This window comes from Coriobacteriia bacterium, assembly GCA_031292615.1.
Classification (GTDB): domain Bacteria; phylum Actinomycetota; class Coriobacteriia; order Anaerosomatales; family JAAXUF01; genus JARLGT01.
Window position 1 is genome coordinate 1 of sequence record JARLGT010000115.1, and the last position, 17,670, is coordinate 17,670.

At 62.7% G+C, this 17,670-nt stretch carries 13 protein-coding genes; all 13 read left to right on the plus strand.

The window, feature by feature from the left end:
- Window positions 1–164: 164 nt before the first annotated feature.
- Entirely contained in the window at window positions 165–1,082 is a 918-nt protein-coding gene (locus P4L93_10575) for an AEC family transporter (GenBank protein MDR3687388.1), read from the plus strand.
- Window positions 1,083–1,118: 36 nt separating this feature from the next.
- Entirely contained in the window at window positions 1,119–1,793 is a 675-nt protein-coding gene (locus tag P4L93_10580) for a ComF family protein (GenBank protein MDR3687389.1), read from the plus strand.
- Between the two features lie 318 nt (window positions 1,794–2,111).
- Window positions 2,112–3,020, plus strand: a complete 909-nt coding sequence (locus tag P4L93_10585) for an ABC transporter substrate-binding protein (protein MDR3687390.1) — start codon at window positions 2,112–2,114, stop codon at window positions 3,018–3,020.
- A 208-nt stretch (window positions 3,021–3,228) separates the two neighbouring features.
- The gene (locus tag P4L93_10590) at window positions 3,229–4,071 is read left to right on the plus strand and encodes a basic amino acid ABC transporter substrate-binding protein (GenBank protein MDR3687391.1); all 843 of its coding nucleotides are present in this window, start codon (window positions 3,229–3,231) and stop codon (window positions 4,069–4,071) included.
- A 102-nt stretch (window positions 4,072–4,173) separates the two neighbouring features.
- Window positions 4,174–5,535, plus strand: a complete 1,362-nt coding sequence (locus tag P4L93_10595) for an ABC transporter permease subunit (GenBank protein MDR3687392.1) — start codon at window positions 4,174–4,176, stop codon at window positions 5,533–5,535.
- A gap of 2 nt (window positions 5,536–5,537) precedes the next feature.
- Entirely contained in the window at window positions 5,538–6,272 is a 735-nt protein-coding gene (locus P4L93_10600; protein MDR3687393.1) for an amino acid ABC transporter ATP-binding protein, read from the plus strand.
- A gap of 99 nt (window positions 6,273–6,371) precedes the next feature.
- Window positions 6,372–6,932, plus strand: coding sequence for a ribosome-associated translation inhibitor RaiA (raiA, locus tag P4L93_10605; GenBank protein ID MDR3687394.1), 561 nt, complete (start codon window positions 6,372–6,374; stop codon window positions 6,930–6,932).
- A gap of 182 nt (window positions 6,933–7,114) precedes the next feature.
- The gene (locus tag P4L93_10610) at window positions 7,115–7,792 is read left to right on the plus strand and encodes a hypothetical protein (GenBank protein ID MDR3687395.1); all 678 of its coding nucleotides are present in this window, start codon (window positions 7,115–7,117) and stop codon (window positions 7,790–7,792) included.
- A 267-nt stretch (window positions 7,793–8,059) separates the two neighbouring features.
- Window positions 8,060–9,394, plus strand: coding sequence for an HD-GYP domain-containing protein (locus P4L93_10615; protein ID MDR3687396.1), 1,335 nt, complete (start codon window positions 8,060–8,062; stop codon window positions 9,392–9,394).
- Between the two features lie 95 nt (window positions 9,395–9,489).
- Window positions 9,490–10,524 carry an HD domain-containing protein gene (locus P4L93_10620; GenBank protein MDR3687397.1) on the plus strand — a complete coding sequence of 345 codons (1,035 nt, stop codon included), beginning with the start codon at window positions 9,490–9,492 and terminating at the stop codon, window positions 10,522–10,524.
- Between the two features lie 68 nt (window positions 10,525–10,592).
- A complete protein-coding gene (locus P4L93_10625; GenBank protein MDR3687398.1) occupies window positions 10,593–11,093 on the plus strand; it encodes a DUF5317 family protein in 501 nt (166 codons plus the stop codon).
- A 533-nt stretch (window positions 11,094–11,626) separates the two neighbouring features.
- Window positions 11,627–14,443 (plus strand): bacterial transcriptional activator domain-containing protein, encoded by a 2,817-nt coding sequence (locus P4L93_10630; GenBank protein ID MDR3687399.1) that lies wholly within the window; start codon window positions 11,627–11,629, stop codon window positions 14,441–14,443.
- A 367-nt stretch (window positions 14,444–14,810) separates the two neighbouring features.
- Entirely contained in the window at window positions 14,811–17,570 is a 2,760-nt protein-coding gene (gene secA, locus P4L93_10635) for a preprotein translocase subunit SecA (GenBank protein ID MDR3687400.1), read from the plus strand.
- Window positions 17,571–17,670 lie beyond the last annotated feature (100 nt).

Genomic DNA, 17,670 nt, shown 5'->3' on the forward strand with positions numbered 1-17,670 from the left:
CTCCGGACTACGAGACGGTGCTGGCTCTCAGCATGATGCGCTCCGGCGGCATCCACGAGCTTCGCATGGAGGGTCTGGAGTTCTCGGCGGGCGACATCCGCAACCCGGATTACGCTGCGCCTCCCGAGGACTTCGCCGAGGGCCCGAGCGAGAACTAGCATCACATGACTGCAACCGCGCTGGCGTCCACGATCCTAACCTTCACGGCGATCGTGGGCGTCGGTGCGCTGCTTCGCGCGACCGGCGTCCTTCGGCGCGAGCACGCGAAGCCCATCAACGCCGTCATCATCTACGTCGGCCTTCCTGCCTACATCTTCCGAGCGGTTCATGGCGCCGCGCTGCGCACGGACCTGCTCGGAGTGGTCGCGGTCGCCTGGCTTGTCTTCGGGGTGATGCTGGCGCTCGGTTGGCTCGGCGCCCGGCTCCTTAAGCTTCCACGGGAGGTCGCTGGGGGCTTCATCGTCGCAACCGCACTGGGAAACACCGGCTACATCGGCTATCCCATCACGGCCGCCTTGCTGGGTACGGAGCATCTGACGGAGGCGATCTTCTACGACGTCTTCGGGACGGTGTTCGCGCTGGCGCTCGTAGGCCTGCTGGTCGCGCAACGATTCGGAACCAACGACGAGGCGCGCATCAACCCGCTTCGCGAGCTGGTGACCTTCCCCGCTGTCATCGCACTTGCGGCCGCGCTTCTGCTGCGCACCGTGCCGATTCCGAGCCCGGTAATGGATGGGTTAGGACTGCTCGCCAACATGGTGGCACCGCTCATCATGATCTCCGTGGGCGTCTCGCTTCGTTGGCGAACCATCGGTCGTCAGGCACTTCCGCTTGCAACGCTCACTGGCCTGCGCTTGCTGGCAGCGCCCGTGATCGGGCTGGCCCTTGGGCTGGTCTTGCTTGGGCCCGGCGTGCCGTTGCAGGTGGCCGTGCTGGAGGCGGGGATGCCGGCGATGATGCTCACATTGGTGGTAGGCGAGCGGTTTGGGCTCGACACCGATTTCATCGCGTCGGCGATCTTCGTGACTACCGCTGCCTCAGCACTCACGCTGCCGCTGGTGCAGCTCCTAGCGTTTCGCTAGCTGGTCAACTGCCGACGTGCCCGAGGGGGACGTGGCATGCGGCTACTCGAAGCACTCACGGAGCTGGTCTATCCCACACGCTGCGCGGGATGCGAGCTTCCCGGCGCCGTCCTGTGCGATACCTGCCGAGACACCCTTCCGCGCATAGACGGTCTCGGCGCCTGTCCTCGCTGCGGAGCGCCGTACGGCCACCTCGTGTGCACGGAGTGCTGGAGTCGCGAGTGGGCGTTCTCGGCTGCACTGTCGCTGGGCGAGTTCGAGTCGCAACTCGCACGCGCGGTCGTGCTGCACAAGGACGCGGGCGAGCAGCGCCTCGGCGCGGTTCTGGGCTCGCTACTCGCCGAGCAGGTCGCGTCCGCCTGGCCGGGATGGGCCGAGTCGGTCACATTCATACCGGCTACGCGCGCGGCGCTGCGGCGACGCGGTTTCGACCACGGCCGGGCGATCGCCACACACGTCGCCGAGCAACTCGGCCTGCCGCTCTCAGACGCTCTGGTGCGCGCGTCCGCCGTTGACCAACGCACGCTTGGCCGAGTCGAACGCGCGCGCAACGCTGCAGGCAGTTTCTCGGCAGACGTGGCCGTGAGCGGCAACGTGTTGCTGTGCGACGACGTGTTCACGACTGGCTCCACGCTGGACGCAGCGGCCGATGTGTTGCTGGGCTCCGGTGCCGAAGAAGTGCGGTGCGCCACCGTCGCTCGCGCTTGGTAGCCGCGTTCGGGCGTCGGAGCCGCGTGCTAGAATCGTGCCTGCTCCCGCCCGGGTCTGTGGTTGCGGGCGCTTCGGCGCCTTAGTTCACGGTAGACGCGGCCGAAAGAACCCACGTAAGCCGGTGGCGCGAGTCATCGCGCGAGCATGGCGCGTCTTAGGGGTAAGTCGTACCGCCCGATTACGATCGCATCCCGCGGTCTCGGGCGAGAGAGCCGGTAGTGAGATAGCATCAAGCGGAAGCTCCAGTACGCGAGTGTGGGGCCAAAGACCAGGTCAGCCGGGCGGGAGCACCCACGACTTGAAGGGGAGGCGCGCACTGTGAGGCAGGTTCGCCGGGTCGGCATCGCCGCCGCCGTGGCCGCGCTTGCACTGTGCGCTCTCTTGCCGCTCGGCGGATGTGCAGGTGGCGCCGAGCCGCCGTCGCCGCTCACGCCACAGCTCGCTCCGCCCACCATTCACGAGGCGGGCGTGCTGCGCGCCGGCGTCGACCTCTCGTATCCGCCGTTTGGTGGCGTTCAGGACTCTCGCCAAGCAGGACTCGACATCGACGTGGCATCGGCGCTGGCCGGACGGCTGGGCCTCAAGGTGCAGATCATCGACGTCAAGGCCTCCGAGTTGGCCACTGCGCTCGCGGACAACCGCATCGATGTTGGGCTGTCCGCTCCGTTCTCGGCCGATGTTCTGACTCGGGCGAGCATCGCGGGGACGTACCTGGCCGACGGCCCCGCACTCTTCTCGACCGCCACCAGCATGTCGGTCACGCCTACGAGCGCGGCGGGAGCGCTAGACGGCGTCAAGATCGGCGCTCAACAGGACTCCGAGGCGTACTGGCTACTGGCCCAGGACCGCGGCACCGGCGGCGTGGCTGCTTTTCCCACACTCCGGGAGGCGCTTGCGGCGCTGGTGCGAGGCGACGTGGCGGCAGTTGGTGGTGATGCTCTCGTCGGCGCCTACATGGCTCGCGACTATCCGAGCGTGCGCTACGCCGGCGCCCTCGCGACCGCGCACCCGCTCGGCATCGCCGTCTCGGCGGACAACTCGCGACTTGGCGATGCGGTGCGCCTGACGCTCGACTCGATGGCGTCGGACGGCGTGCTCGAGGCGATTCGCGCCACCTGGGTGGGCGGGTTGCCCAAGCTTCCACTCGCCGGCGAAGATGCATCGACAGTGCCGCTAGCGAGTGAAGTGACCTCAACGATGCCATCAAGCCAGCTGACGTCTCCCTAGGACGAAGGCGCACCGAGTGCGATTCTGCATCGCATAAACGAGCAGGTGAGAATACATCGAGCCAACTTCTGAATCAGATTCGACCTGTTCTGGATACCACAAATCGGACTCGCGTCCTTGCAGTAAGCGTGTATGATTATGCATTGAAGTTTGCCGAGCGTCTGGCTGGGGTGCCAGATACGCATGTCGGAAACGACGAGGAGGAACGATGCAGAAGGCGCGTAAGTACGTTGGCCTGCTGCTCGCGGTTGCCTTGGTGTTCGCCCTTGTGGCGCTCACTGGCTGCGGGCAGAGCACGACCACCACACCGGCTAGCACAACGGGTAGCAGCACCACACCTGCGACACCGGCCTACAAGCTTGTGACCCCGGGGCAGCTGACCGTGGGCTCGGACACGTCTTTCCCGCCGTTCGAGTCGATGAACGGCCAGACTGCCGAGGGTTTTGACGTCGACATGATGAACGCCATCGGCAAGCAGATGGGCCTGAAGGTCGTCTTCCAGACCGAGGGTTTTGACACCATCATCGCCAGCGTGAACGGCCACAAGTTCGACGCGATTGCATCGGGTATGACGATCACGCCCGAACGCCAGAAGACGATCATCTTCTCGGATCCGTACTTCGACTCGAACCAGTCGGTTGCCGTTCTCAAGAGCTCGGGCATCACGACTGAGACCCAGCTCTACGGCAAGAAGATCGCCGTGCAGTCCGGCACCACGGGTGAGAAGTGGGCCACAGAGCACCTGGTCCCGCATGGCGCCAAGATCGTCCCGTTCAAGACCGCAACTGACGCTTTCAACGCGCTTCAGGCAAAGACCGTTGACGCCGTTGTCAACGACCTTCCTGTGAGCGTCGAGATCATCAAGGAAGGCCCGACCCGCGGCTTCACGATCATCGACTCGATCGCGACGGGCGAGCAGTATGGCATCGGCATCGCGAAGGACAATCCTGAGCTGGCCACGGCCATCAACGATGCGCTTGGCAAGATCAAGGCGAGCGGCGAGCTCAAGCAGATCTATGACAAGTGGATCCAGACGACGCCCGCTCAGTAGCGGCTGACGTCTGATCGGCACGACCGATTGGGAACGCGAGAGGCCCCCGGCCGATGGGCCGGGGGCCTTTTCACTTCAGTCAGAACGGTGGGAGAGGGACAGATGAGTCTGAGAAGAACGGTTGGCCCGAGGGCACTGGCGGTGTGGCTGATCGTGCTCTTTATCGCGGCCGCCGGCCTCATGGGCGCCAGACCTGCGCCGGTCTACGCCCTGAACCAAGCGCAGGTCACCCTCGATCAGAGCACAGGCGATCAGCCGATTCGCTACACGTTCGAGGCAAACACCGATGCGAGCGAAACGCTCGACTCGATCAGCTTGGCGTTCCCTGAGGGTTTCGACATCAAGGACTCCAAGACCGACGTCGTGACGCTCCAAGGCCTCAACCGCGTTACCGTGCCCTACACGAGCAGTGTCGCCGGGCAGGTAGTCACCGTGAAGTTCGAGAAGCCGGTTGCCGGCGGCAGCGATCTTCGAGTGACTGTCGGGAACGTACTCACACCAGCCAAGGGCGGAACCTACAGCCTGAAGGTGACGTACCTCTCGGGCGGCCAAGAGAAGACGTTCGTGTCGACGAACGCGCAGAACACGACGAGCTTCTCATTTGCGACGCCGACGTTGGGCGAATCGATCGCGCATCGACTCGACCAATCTCCACTCGTCGCGAAGTGGAACTCAGTTCCGTTCCTGAACCTGTTTCTGCAGCCGCAGTACGCGGTCATTGCGCTGACCACTGTCTGGCAGGGTTGGCTTATCTCGATCAGCTTGATCCTGCTGGCGTTCCCGCTCGCGATCGTCGGCGGCCTCATGCTTGCGTTCATGAAGATGGCAAAGATCGCGCCTATTCGATGGATTGCGAACGTATACGTGAACGTGATCCGAGGCACGCCGCTCTTCCTGCAGATCGCGGTCGCATTTGTGGGTCTGCCGATCGCTGGGCTGCGCGTGCAGTGGTTTGCCACCGGCGTGATCGTTCTGGCGCTCAACAGCTCGGCCTACCTGGCGGAGATCTTCAGAGCCGGCATCCAGTCCATCAACAAGGGGCAGTTCGAGGCCGCTAGTTCGCTCGGCATGACGTACCCCCAGGCGATGGGCTTTGTTGTGGTCCCGCAGACGGTCAAGCGCGTTCTGCCGACGATGACTTCTGAGTTCATCCTGCTCTTCAAGGACACGGCGCTCCTATCTGCAGTCGGCGTGTTCGAATTGATGCTCTATTCGAACAGCTTGGTCGCGCGCAGCGGCAACATCACGCCTTTCATGATCGCCGCGTGCTACTACCTCATCATCACCATCCCGCTCATCAACATCGTGGCGGTACTCGAGGCCAAGCTTGCGGTCTCCGAGGGCGGCTCGGTCGCTTCTCTAGACGAGAAGAAGAAGGGTCGCAGCTGGTGGCGTTGGCGGCCGTCGAGTGCTGGCCCCGAGTCCGAGTTCCTCACATCGACCGCCGAGCATGAGTCGAGGTAGCAATGGCTGAACCTATCGTTCGCATCAAGAACCTTCACAAGTCCTTCGGCTCGCTCGAGGTACTGAAGGGCGTCGACCTCGAGGTGGACAAGGGCGAGACGGTGGTCGTGCTGGGCCCATCGGGCTCGGGCAAGTCGACCATGCTGCGCTGCATCAACCGGCTCGAAGAACCGACCGTCGGGCAGATCTACTTCGAGGACACCGAGATCACCGCGTCCGGCACCAACATGAACGCGATGCGCAGGAACATCGGCATGGTCTTCCAGCAGTTCAACCTGTTCCCGCATCTGACCGCGCAGGGCAACGTGATGCTGGCTCAACAGCGCGTGCTCGGCCGCTCGAAGGCTGAGGCCGCGCGCATAGCTGTAGAACAGCTCACCAAGGTGGGCCTCGGCGACAAAGTCGACTACTTCCCGGCCCAGCTCTCCGGCGGTCAGCAACAGCGCGTCGCGATAGCCCGTGCCTTGGCGATGGACCCCCACGTCATGCTCTTCGACGAGGTCACCTCGGCGCTCGACCCCGAGCTCGTGCGCGGCGTGCTCGACGTCATGAAGGCTCTGGCCAAGGGCGGCATGACCATGATCGTTGTTACGCACGAGATGGGCTTCGCTCGCGACGTCGCCGATCGCGTGGTGTTTATGGACCAGGGTGTCGTGCACGAGCAGGGGACGCCTGAAGAGGTCTTCGACCACCCAAAGAGCGAACGGACGAAGGACTTCCTCGGCCACATCTCGTAGCAGGGCGAATCCGTTTGACTCGATACCCCTTGCGGCGTCCGTGGGATGCGGCGAGGGGTATCTTCCTATCACAGTCCGGAACGCAAAGGGAGGCAACCGATGCAGGTCAAGGTCACCGGTCGTCACATGAACCCCACCGAGTCCACCCGCAACTATGCCGAGGAGAAGTTCGGCCGTCTCGCCAAGATTCACGACGCCGACGCGCTTGTCGCCGAGGTTGTTCTAGAAGCCCAGAAGAATCGCTCGAATCCCGATCGTTTCGTCGCCGAGGTCACGGTCCGCCTGAAGGGCCACGTCGTGCGCGCCGAGGAGGCCGCGGGCGATATGCACGCAGCGATCGATCTTGCCGCGGCCAAAGCTGAGACTCAGATGCGGAAGTACAAGAGCCGCGTTGTAGACCGTCGTAGCGGCAAACATGCCCCGACTGTGGTCAAGACCGCTCCTGGAGACGGGCAGGTCGTCGCTCCTGATGACGAGACACCAGTTGTCACGAGGACCAAGTTCATCGAGGCTGTCCCCATGACCGAGGAGGAGGCAATCCTCCAACTCGAGCTTCTTGGCCATGATTTCTTCGTCTACCGCTCAGCCGAGACGAGCGAGGTAAACGTGCTGTATCGCCGTTCCGGCGGCGATTTCGGGGTCATTCAGCCCACAATTTAGCGGACCCATTCCCGAGATTCGATAGAGAGGGCGTCTGAGGGCGCCCTTTCTTCATGTCCCTGCATTTGACACCCCTCTTGAAGAGACCCTAGAGTACGAATGAGCCGCATCTAACTGAGCGCGGCCGGGCGCACATGTTCCGGGGTCAAGCGTAGCCATAGTCGTAGCAGGGGAGCTCCCAGTTGGATCAGAGCGTTTCCCACGTCAAGGTCGAGGACATCGAGGCTGCCCTCTCTGAGGTTGGGGAGATCAAGGCGGCGCGCGTTGTTGCTTCGCCTGAGGGAGTCATCCAGGAGATTCACGTTCTGGCGCTGCCGACAAAGCAGCCCAAACAACTGGTTCGGGACATCGAATCGACCCTGATGGCCCGCTTCAGTATTCCAATCGACCACAAGAAGATTTCGATCGCTCTGCTCGGCAGGGATTCGATCAAGCCCGAGATCGCCGAGGGCCCTTCGGATCGCAATACGGCGGCGCGACCGCGCATCTGCTCGATTAACGCGACCGTCAGTGGTGTCCAGGCGTCGGCGTCAGTGACGCTGGAGATTGGCGGCGGAGAGTATGTTGGCAACTCAAGTGGCCCTGCGAGCCAAACAGGTAGGCTACGCTTGGTCGCGCTCGCGGCACTTGATGCTGTAAGCCAGTACACTGACGCGACAATCTCCTTTGCTCTGGAGGATGTTGCGATTCTGAAGCTCGGCCGCGAGAAGGTGGCGGTGTCGTGTATCGCTCTCGTTAGCAGCATTGGTGAGCAGACATTCTCTGGCTCGGCGATGGTTCGCCAGAACGATAACGACTCGGTTGTTCGCGCGACTCTCGACGCGATCAACCGCCGAATGGGCTTTCTGACAACTGCATAATGGCAGTCCAAGTTTGGACCGGCGCCGTGAACCAACTTCGCACGAACACTGTCAGCACTGAAACGAGCGGAGCGGACAGCGTTCTTCCATCACTAGCGGGATGGGAGGAGACCACACCAGTTCCACAAAGGGGGTCTTCTCACCATGAAGCGTATGATGCTGGTTCTCGCGTCTCTCGCCGCCGTTGTTCTTGCCGGCGGTGCGTACTGGAGGCTGTAATCGGTCGAGGCGACCGGTCCAACGCACGAAAGGGGCGGGTGGGGCGCGTTGAATAAGCAGACGCGCACCCCCCGCCCCTTCCTCATTTATGTTGCGGCCTGCAGCATCGCGCTTGTGGGCATGCTCGCTACCCTTTGGACTCGCTATCCACCGCAGCTCTCGGTGCAGATGGTCTTGCTCATCGCCGCCGTACTCTTGTCGGAGAACTTCGCGTTCTCGATTGAACCGTACCAGCTGTCGCTGTCGTTTCCGCTCGGGATTGCCAGTGCCGTGCTGTGCGGACCGACCGCGGCCTGCATCGTTGCCGCATCTTCCGAGATAAGTACTCGGGAACTCAGACAGGGCAAGCCGCCCAGCGTACTTCTATTCAACTTGGCCCAAGTGGTTCTGAGCACCGGATTCGCCGCGGCGGTGTACGTTTGGCTTGGCGGCCGTGTGCTCCAGGTCTCGGCCGTCTTCTCAAAGCCGCTCAACGCCGCGGACTTTCCCAAGGTACTGTTTCCACTGGTCGTGATGGCGATTCTCAGCGTCTTTGGCAACATGCTGCTGACTGCGGGCGGCAGAGCCCTCCTTACGCGCACGTCCCTTCAAGATACGACCAAGGCCATGGTCGCGTTCGTGCCAACTCAATTCGCACTGGTGTTCGTGGGGGTGCTCATTGCGCAAGTTCTGGCAATCAGCTACTGGGCGCTGCCCCTGTTCGTTGCGCCGCTTGTGGTCGCTCGCCAGCTCTACCTTCGCTACGCAGGGCTCAAGACCGCATATGTAGATACGATTCGCTCTCTGATCGGTGCGCTTGAGGCCAAGGACCCGTATACGCGGGGGCATTCGGAGCGCGTGTCAGGCTATGCTGCCGAGTTAGGCGTGGCGTGTGGCCTCGAGCAGCGAGCGCTCGAGCGTCTGGAGTATGCGGGCCTGCTCCATGATCTGGGCAAGCTCGCGGTGCCGGGGGCTGTTCTCAGCAAGCCGGGGAGACTCAGCGCCGAGGAGATGGATCGAATCCGTGAGCATCCGTCTCGCGGCGCAGAAATGGTCAAGCGAATCCCTCACCTTCGAGATCTTGCCGACACGGTAGCCCAGCACCACGAGCGAATCGACGGCACTGGATATCCCAGGGGCGTGGATGGGTCCGAGATGCCCATTGCGGCGCGCATCCTCGCTGTGGCTGACAGTTTTGACGCGATGACAACCACCCGGGCTTATCGCCCAGCACTGAACCAAGAGCAGGCTGTGGCGGAGCTCCTTGGCGGTGCCGGCACGCAGTTCGACCCCGAAGTAGTTCGCGTGTTCATTGAGGTAGGAATCGGGCAAAGCAAGTTCGCAAACAGCGAGGGCCCGCCCGAGGTTGTCACTTCAGCGCATGTGATCGGTGATGCGCAATGACCTCGCCTTTCGCACCTTCATTCCTCGTTTCGTCCTTCCAGCCGCTGGACGCGACATGGCTTGGAGCACTCTGTTTCCTGGCGGCAGCGCTCCTGTTGGATTTCTACGATATCTCGCTGCCAAGGGGCGACAGCACCGGAGTAGCGGGTGCGCTGTGCGCCGCTGCGATCGTCGTTCTTGGACCGTGGTATGCCCTGGCTATCTCGCTGATGTCGGCTTTCGGTGCGCACTTGATCAGGCGCGGTCCGGAGTCGCTGCGGCGGGTGTTCGCCGTCGCTAGCTCACGCGCTATTGCCTGGGGCATGGCCAGCGCGATTCTGTTGACTTCGCTCGCGTCAGAGAGCCAAGCCCTTGTCTTCGTTGTTGTCCCAGCTGTGTTCCTCCTTGTCGAACTGCTGGTTGCTCAGGGCGTCGCGGCGCTCATCACGGGTCGTCCGCTCGTGCGGCTTCTGAGTGGCAACGCCAAGTCGCAAGCACCGCTGATAGCGGCGCAGTGGTCAACGGCTGTCCTTCTGCTGATTACATACGGTCAGATGCGCCAATGGAGTCTTGTCCCAGTGGTCGTGCTGCTTCTACTAATGCGCCAGTCATACGCGCTCTTCTTGGATATCCGTGAAACATACAGGGCGACAGTTGAGGTACTCGTCGAGGCAGCCGAAAGCCAAGATGAGCGGCGAGCCGGTCATGCGGATCGGACTGCGGCGCTCGCGAGGTCTATTGCCATGAAGATTGGACTGTCTGCCAGCGAAGTTGAGCGAATCAGCTACGCCGCTTTGCTGCATGATCTTGGAGAGCTCGCCGAAGGTCCCGACTCCGATTGGGATGAGCACGTTCATCAAACCCCGTCCTCGGACGTGGTCAGGGGTGTTGAGTTCTTCGAGCGCATCGAGCCGATCCTGCGCATCTGTGATGGCGCGGATTCGGGGCAGTCCACAGACGAAGGCGACCTACTGGCGGCGCTCGTGGTGTCACTTGCCAGCGATATCGATGCTGAGTATCACCCACAGGTAGCGGCTGCCCATCGTCACAGCCTGCTAGACCAGGTGGCGCATCGGGTCCCCGCATCTGTCAAGGCGCGTGCTGTTGGAGCCGCCCTACGTTTGGGCTACCGGATTCCGGCCGTGAGCTAATGGTCGCGCTTGCCGCCATCCTTGTGGGGGTCCTTGCGGGGTTCGCGGCTGGGGGGAATCTGGCTAGCGTGTCCAAGCTTCGCTTCCGTGGCGAGGCGGCAGTACTCGCTCTGTTTCTCGCTCAAGCGTTCTCTCGCGGCCGAATTGTCGGCGCGTCAGCGACGACTTGGGGCCTGGTCGTGTGGGCGGCGGCGTCAATCGGGCTGGCGGCGCTGATGTTCTCGAACGCAAGCCAACCAGGTGCGGTACTCGCTGCGGTCGGGGTGCTGTTGAATATCAATGTCGTTCTCGTCAACGGCGCAATGCCTGTGGTGACGCCGGCTGACGCTCATACCACGGCGGTGAGTGTGTCTGCCGCTAGCGGCGGTTTCTACCAGCTGGCTCACTTGGGAACTGTCGCCGTGTGGGCTGGGGACGCGATTCGGCTCCCGATCCTAGGGCAACAGTACTTGCTGAGCATCGGAGATATCCTGTTAGCGGTCGGGGTTGCGACAATCGTGGCCAACGCAATGATCTCATCGGAAGGGGTGTCGGGGGGTGCGAACATCCATGGTTCACCACTGCACTAGTTGCGTCTTCCGACGCGTTGTAATAGAAATGCATTCAATCGGAAGTCTGGGCTCCCCTCGCCGCTGCTTCAAAGGAGGCTGGCGTGCGTGTGTCTGATGGGGTGCGAGGGGTTCCTGACTATGGCTCCGGAGTAGTCCGGGAGCGCCTGCTGAGACAGATGTCGGCGGCGGGGGGAAGACCGACGGTCCTATTTGGCCCGTCTGGCTCTGGGAAGTCCTTCCTCGCAGCGCAGTTCTCCAACCGATTCGCCGGGGTCGTGGCTTGGCTTTCTGCGGATGGAGTGCCACTTGGGCCGCCTGAGATTTGCGAACTTGTTCTCAGGGGTCTAGGCTCGGCCATCGCGAAGACGCCAGTGGGTCGGTCGTCTCCCGGGAACTACCTCTCCGAGATCGTTGACGCAGCGAAGACAGCTGACCAGGGCGATGGCGTCTGTGTGGTGCTGGATGACTTCGGCCCGGGATCTACCGTCGGCGACCTCGAGTTCTTGTGTGAGGCAGGTATTGCGCTGTGGCGTGCCGGGGGGAGACTTGTCGTGACCACACGCTCTGTTGCCCGATGGTCGACCAAGGCCCGGTGTGGCTGGTGCCTCATAGACGGTCACGATCTGGCGCTCCAAGGCGACGAGGCCGAGCAGTTGGCGTGCGAGCTCGGGCTTGACCTGAAGTCCGACGAGATCCAGGAGCTTCGTGACGCGACGTCAGGACACGCCGCTCTGTTCTCGGCAATGGCAATCCAAGCGTCAAGGTTTGGGAAGAACCCCGGGAGCGGCCGTGCCGTCACTCTAGACGCTTGGCTAGATCGCGCGCTCGGAGACATGGCCACTGATGACATTCAGGCGCTATCATCGGCCGCGGCCCTTAAGTCGGGCACTGAACGGGACCTCGGTCTGCTCGGGGTAGATGAGTCGGCTTCAGTACTTCGGAGGATCGCATCCATACTGCCGCTATTTCAGGCGGTGCGGACTTCGGAAGGCGCGCTTGGGTTCCGGGTGCACGACATTGTCGATGCGTATCTCGAGGAACACCAGCTTGGGCTCTCGGGGGAGGTCCGGTCTCGCGCGATCGGGCTGCTGACCCAGCATGCGGAGTACTCGCGGGCGTGCGAGTTGCTGATCAGGTATTCGGATGAAGAGATGGCGCGGACCTGGCTGGCGCAGTACGGCGGAGACGCATTCGCGGCAGGCCACGTCACTGCGCTCGCACGGTTGCTGCAGTCGATGTCGGTTTCCTCGTTGATGTCAGAAGCCGGCACGCTTGTGCTCTGGTCGCGTGTCTGCTACGAGACGGGACGCTATGAAGAGTCGTTTGCAAAAGCGAAAGCGGCACGACTACTGGCAGAGCACGAGCGCGACAATGCTGTCATAGGTGGGGCGATTGCGCAGACGCTGCTCGCGCTACAGTGCATGGGCAGGCTTGAGGAGGCGGACAGCCTTGCACAAGAAGTGACGGATTCGCGCGCCGAGTACGTTGACGACATGCTCTTGGCGGAAGCTCTGTTCTGTGTCGGGTATGGTCGGGTGTGGCGTGGTGACCTAAGGTCCGCCGAGATGCCCTTTGAAGCGGTTCTTAGGTTGTGCGCGGATGGTCAGGAGTCATGCCACATTGCTCGGCTGGCTCAGAACTCATTGGCAATCATCCCGGCGCTAACTAGGGGCGATTTTCAGGCTAGCCGGAGACTCCTCGCAAGGATGATGGACGATCCCAAAGATACGCCCTCTACCAGGATCAAGGTGAAGGGCAACATGGCGCAGTGCCTAGTCGAGTGCGGCAGGAGCGAATGGGCGGAATCGCTCGTGCGGGACGTCGTTGCTGAAGCAGAAGAATACGGACTAGATGTCTACGCCGGTTCGTATCTGCCGGTGCTGGGTATCGCGCGCTATGCGCAAGGTGATGCGGAGGGCGGCATAGCCGAGATACGCCGCGGCATCGCGTTCTCCGTGACGGCCAAGGATACCACTGACGTCGCTGTGAACAGGGTGAGTCTCAGCCAAGCGTTGTTGGCGACAGGCAGAGTCGAGGAGGCGCTGACCGAGGCAGAGCAGTCTTTGGACGGTCTTTCGGTTCAGGATGTCATGGGTTTTCGCCGGCTTGCGGCGTTCCAAGTGGCGTCCTGCCTTCTGTCGGCAGGAGACGGACTGGCGGCCAGGAATTGGGTCGAGTCCACGCTCGAAGAGAGCGTGACTGACAACCCATTCCACTCCATACAGGCAGCAATGATCCTTGCTGTGTGTGACCATCGCGCAGGCGCGGCAGAGTCCGGTCTCGAGAGAATACGACCCTTTGCGGACTACATCTTGACCGAGAGCGTCAACCTGCAAGTTGCGATGTACTGTCGCGCTTTCCCAGAAGTGCTGGGTATGCTGGCAATCGTACTAACCCCCGAAGCCCTCCCGGCGCACATGCTGCGCATGATTCCTCCGGAGTCCTCTGAGAGCATCCTCGTCGAGACCCACTCGTGGCTGGACGCCGATACCTGGAGGGTTCTCGGCACGCGGCTTCTCGGCGAGGAGGAGTTCGGCCGATTCGTTGCACGCGACGGTCTGCCGGTGTGCCACGCGCGCTTCTTCGGCGGACTTGAGGTGTCCATTGGCGGGCACTCGGTGCGGGAGAAGGATTGGCGCAAGCGCAAGGCGCGGCTACTGTTCGCGATGTTGGTATTGCGCCGCGGACAGGACGTACCGCGCGACCAGCTGTTCGAGTACCTGTTCGGTGACATGGATCCCGAGCGGGCCAAGAACAACCTGTACGTCGTCTGGAGCACGATGAAGTCGGTTCTGATGGGCGAAAGCGCCAAAGGGACACCCTTCCCGTACTTCGAGGCCGTCGGCGGGGTTTGCCGAGCAGTCCGAGACAACATCCGCTGTGACGTCGACGACTTCGATCGGCTACTGGCGGGCGCGAAGAAGCACGTGGACGCTGGGGAACTCGGCGAGGCGCTGCAGCACTACGAGCGCCTCTCGTCGCTTTACCGCGGCGACCTTCTACCGGGTGACGTGTACGACGACTGGTTCGCGAACCTGCGCGACGAGTACCGGACACGGTTTGTCGATGCGATGCTAGCGGCAGGCGCGATCCTTATGGAGGCCGACGACCCAGGCAACGCGCTGGTCTACGCGCGCCGAGCAATCCAGACCGATCCGCTGCGCGAGGACCTCTATCAAGTTGCCCTCCGTTGCCAGATTGCAGCAGGCCAACGCAGCGGCGCCATCGACACCTACCTGCAGTGCCGCTCGAAGCTCTCCGAGGACCTCGGCCTGGATCCTTCGGCGGAGACTCGTGCGCTCTACGAGCAGATCCTCGTCATGGAGGGTAAGCCGAGAATCACCCCGCTTGACCCGCTGGTCGACTGATTCCGACCGCCTAGACCTTTCCGCGGATTTCGATGGCGCGGGTAAGGTTTTGGTAAGGTGCGTTTCCTACGATGCTTACATGTCGATCGTCTCGCTAACGATCGGCCAGCGCGAGGCTTGCTGGGTCGCCCACTTGTGGGCTCCACGAGCGGCGGCGCGGCTCGAGTAGGTGAGGAGAGGGAGTCTCCTGAGGGGCACCGTCCGAGAGCCGCAAACACCGTCAATCGGACCCAATGGGCCTCGCGCTGATGCGTTCGTTCGCACCCACGTGGGCGGGGTTGCTCGGCGGGTTGCGGGCAGGCCCTGTGGTAGAATCGTGGCTGCTTTCGCCCCATGAAACCCCCACCATTCGAAGGTGTAGATACAGATGGCCAACTTCCTCCAGAAGCTCCTCACGCTAGGTGAGGGCAGGCAGCTTCGCGGCTACGAGCAAGTCGTCGGTCGCATCAACGAGCTCGAGAGCTCGATCCAGCCGCTTTCCGACACGCAGCTCGCCGCCAAGACGGTCGAGTTTCGCGAGCGCCTCGCCAACGGCGAGGACCTCAACGCGATGATGCCCGAGGCCTTTGCCGTCACGCGCGAGGCTTCACAGCGCACCCTCGGCATGCGGCACTTCGACGTCCAGTGCATCGGCGCCATGGTGCTCAACGACGGTATGATCGCCGAGATGAAGACGGGCGAGGGCAAGACGCTCGTCTCAACTCTGGCCGGCTACCTCAATGCGCTGCCGGGCAACGGGATCCACGTCGTCACGGTCAACGACTATCTGGCCAAGCGCGACAGCGAGTGGATGGGCCAGATCTATCGCTTCCTCGGCATGGACGTCGGCATCATCCAGTCCGAGATGGACCCGGCTCGCCGCATCCCGGCCTACGCTGCCGACGTCACGTATGGCACCAACGCCGAGTTCGGCTTCGACTATCTGCGCGACAACATGGTCGTGCGTGCTGGCGACCGCGTGCAGCGCGGCCATGCGTACGCGATCGTCGACGAAGTCGACTCGATCCTCATCGATGAGGCCAGAACCCCGCTGATCATCTCGGGAGCCGGAACCAAGTCCGCCGACACGTACAAGCAGTTCGCGAAGGTCGTCCCGCGCCTGCGTGAGGACATCGACTTCGAGCTCGACGAGGGCAAGCGCACGATTGCGGCGACCGAGGACGGCCTGCGCAAGATCGAGCGCGATGTCGGCATCGAGAACATCTACGCGGACCCGTCGGGCCAGCTGGTCAACCACCTGCAGCAGGCACTCAAGGCGCAGTTCCTCTTCAAGCGCGACGTCGATTACGTCGTCAAAGACGGCGAGATCATGATCGTCGACGAGTTCACCGGTCGCCTCATGTACGGACGGCGTTACTCGGAGGGTCTGCACCAGGCCATCGAGGCCAAGGAGCGCGTGCACGTACGCGAGGAGAACCAGACGCTCGCGACCATCACGCTGCAGAACTACTTCCGCCTCTACGACAAGCTCTCGGGCATGACCGGTACGGCCGTGACTGAAGACGCCGAATTCCGCGAGATCTACAAGCTGCCGGTCATGGTCATCCCGACCAACCGCGACATGGTCCGCGACGATCGCAACGACCTGATCTACCGCACGGTCGAGGCGAAGTTTGACGCCTGCGCCGATGAGATCCAGGCACGCCACGACGCCGGTCAGCCGTGCCTCGTAGGCACGATCTCGATCGAGAACTCCGAGAAGCTCTCGCGTCTGCTGACCAAGCGCGGCGTGAAGCACAGCGTTCTGAACGCGAAGTTCCACGAATCCGAGGCGCACATCGTTGCGCAGGCTGGCCGCGTGGGGACCGTCACGATCGCGACCAACATGGCCGGTCGTGGTACCGACATCATCCTCGGCGGTAACGCTGAGTTCCTCTGGGAGGAGATCGCCCGTGGTCGTGGTATCGACCCGGCCGAGATCACCGAGGAGCAGCAAGCCGAGTGTCTCGCCGAGGCCAAGCGCATCACGGCCGACGAGCACCGTAACGTGGTCGAGGCCGGCGGCCTTGCGGTTCTCGGCACCGAACGTCACGACTCGCGTCGTATCGACAACCAGCTGCGTGGCCGCTCGGGACGCCAGGGCGACCCGGGCCTGTCGCAGTTCTACCTGTCGCTCGAAGACGATCTGATGCGCCTGTTCGGTGGCGACCGGATGGACCGCATCAGCTCGATGATGCAGCGCACCGAGATCCCCGACGACATGCCAATCCAAGCAGGGCTCGTCAGCAAGGCGATCGAGAGCGCACAGCGCCAGGTCGAGTCGATGAACTTCAGCGCACGTAAGTACGTGCTCGAGTACGACGACGTCATGAACAAGCAGCGCGAGGTGATCTACCAGGAGCGCAATCGCATCCTGGACGGCAAGGATATCCACGAGCGCGTCGAAGAGATGATGGCCGAGACGGTCACCGGCGGTGTGCTCGAGTTCGCCCCGGAGCGCACCTACTCAGAAGAGTGGGATTGGGACGGGCTGGCGACGTGGTACCGCGACTTGACGGGCATCGACGGTTTTGTGGAGGAGGCCCGCGGCGACGTGGACAACCCCCATGAGCTGGCCGATGCCCTGATGGGCCGCGCCCTGGAGCTCTACGGTAAGAAGGAGGAGGAGCTGGGGCTCGAGAACGTTCGTGACCTCGAGCGCCAGGTGATGCTGCGCGTGATTGACACGCGCTGGATGGACCACCTCCAGGAGATGGACTACCTCAAGGAGGGTATCGGTCTGCGCGCGATGGGTCAGCGCGACCCGATCGTCGAGTACAAGTCCGAGGCCTACGAGATGTTCGGCGGCCTCGTGCAGGCGATCAACGAGGACTTCCTGCGCACGCTGCTGCACATCGAGGTCATCTTCGAGCCCGAACCCGAGATGGCTGCTTCGTTCTCCAACGCCACGTACTCGGGTCCGGCCGAGGGCTCTATCTTCGCGGGCGCCGCAGCTGCGGCCGACCAGTTCGGTCTCGGCGGCCCGTCGCAAGAGCAGATCGATGCGGCATCGGCCGCTGCCGGTGGCGCGAAGGCTGCGCAGGTCATTAAGGACGTCAACGACCCGTGGGCCAACGTCGGCAGGAACGACCTGTGTCCCTGCGGCAGCGGCAAGAAGTACAAGAAGTGCCACGGCGCGTACGCCTAGTTGCCGCCGCAGCTCTGAGTCTTGACGATACCTGTTGGGCGGGTCGAAACTGCGTGATTCCACCCTAGCGAGTGGGAATCAAGTGGGAACGGCCAACCCC

Excerpts from the sequence above, each read along its gene's own strand:
- P4L93_10575 (MDR3687388.1), top strand. The coding sequence starts at position 165 with ATGACTGCAACCGCGCTGGCGTCCACGATCCTAACCTTCACGGCGATC.
- P4L93_10580 (MDR3687389.1), top strand. The coding sequence starts at position 1,119 with ATGCGGCTACTCGAAGCACTCACGGAGCTGGTCTATCCCACACGCTGC.
- P4L93_10590 (MDR3687391.1), top strand. The coding sequence starts at position 3,229 with ATGCAGAAGGCGCGTAAGTACGTTGGCCTGCTGCTCGCGGTTGCCTTG.
- P4L93_10595 (MDR3687392.1), top strand. The coding sequence starts at position 4,174 with ATGAGTCTGAGAAGAACGGTTGGCCCGAGGGCACTGGCGGTGTGGCTG.
- P4L93_10600 (MDR3687393.1), top strand. The coding sequence starts at position 5,538 with ATGGCTGAACCTATCGTTCGCATCAAGAACCTTCACAAGTCCTTCGGC.
- raiA (MDR3687394.1), top strand. The coding sequence starts at position 6,372 with ATGCAGGTCAAGGTCACCGGTCGTCACATGAACCCCACCGAGTCCACC.
- secA (MDR3687400.1), top strand. The coding sequence starts at position 14,811 with ATGGCCAACTTCCTCCAGAAGCTCCTCACGCTAGGTGAGGGCAGGCAG.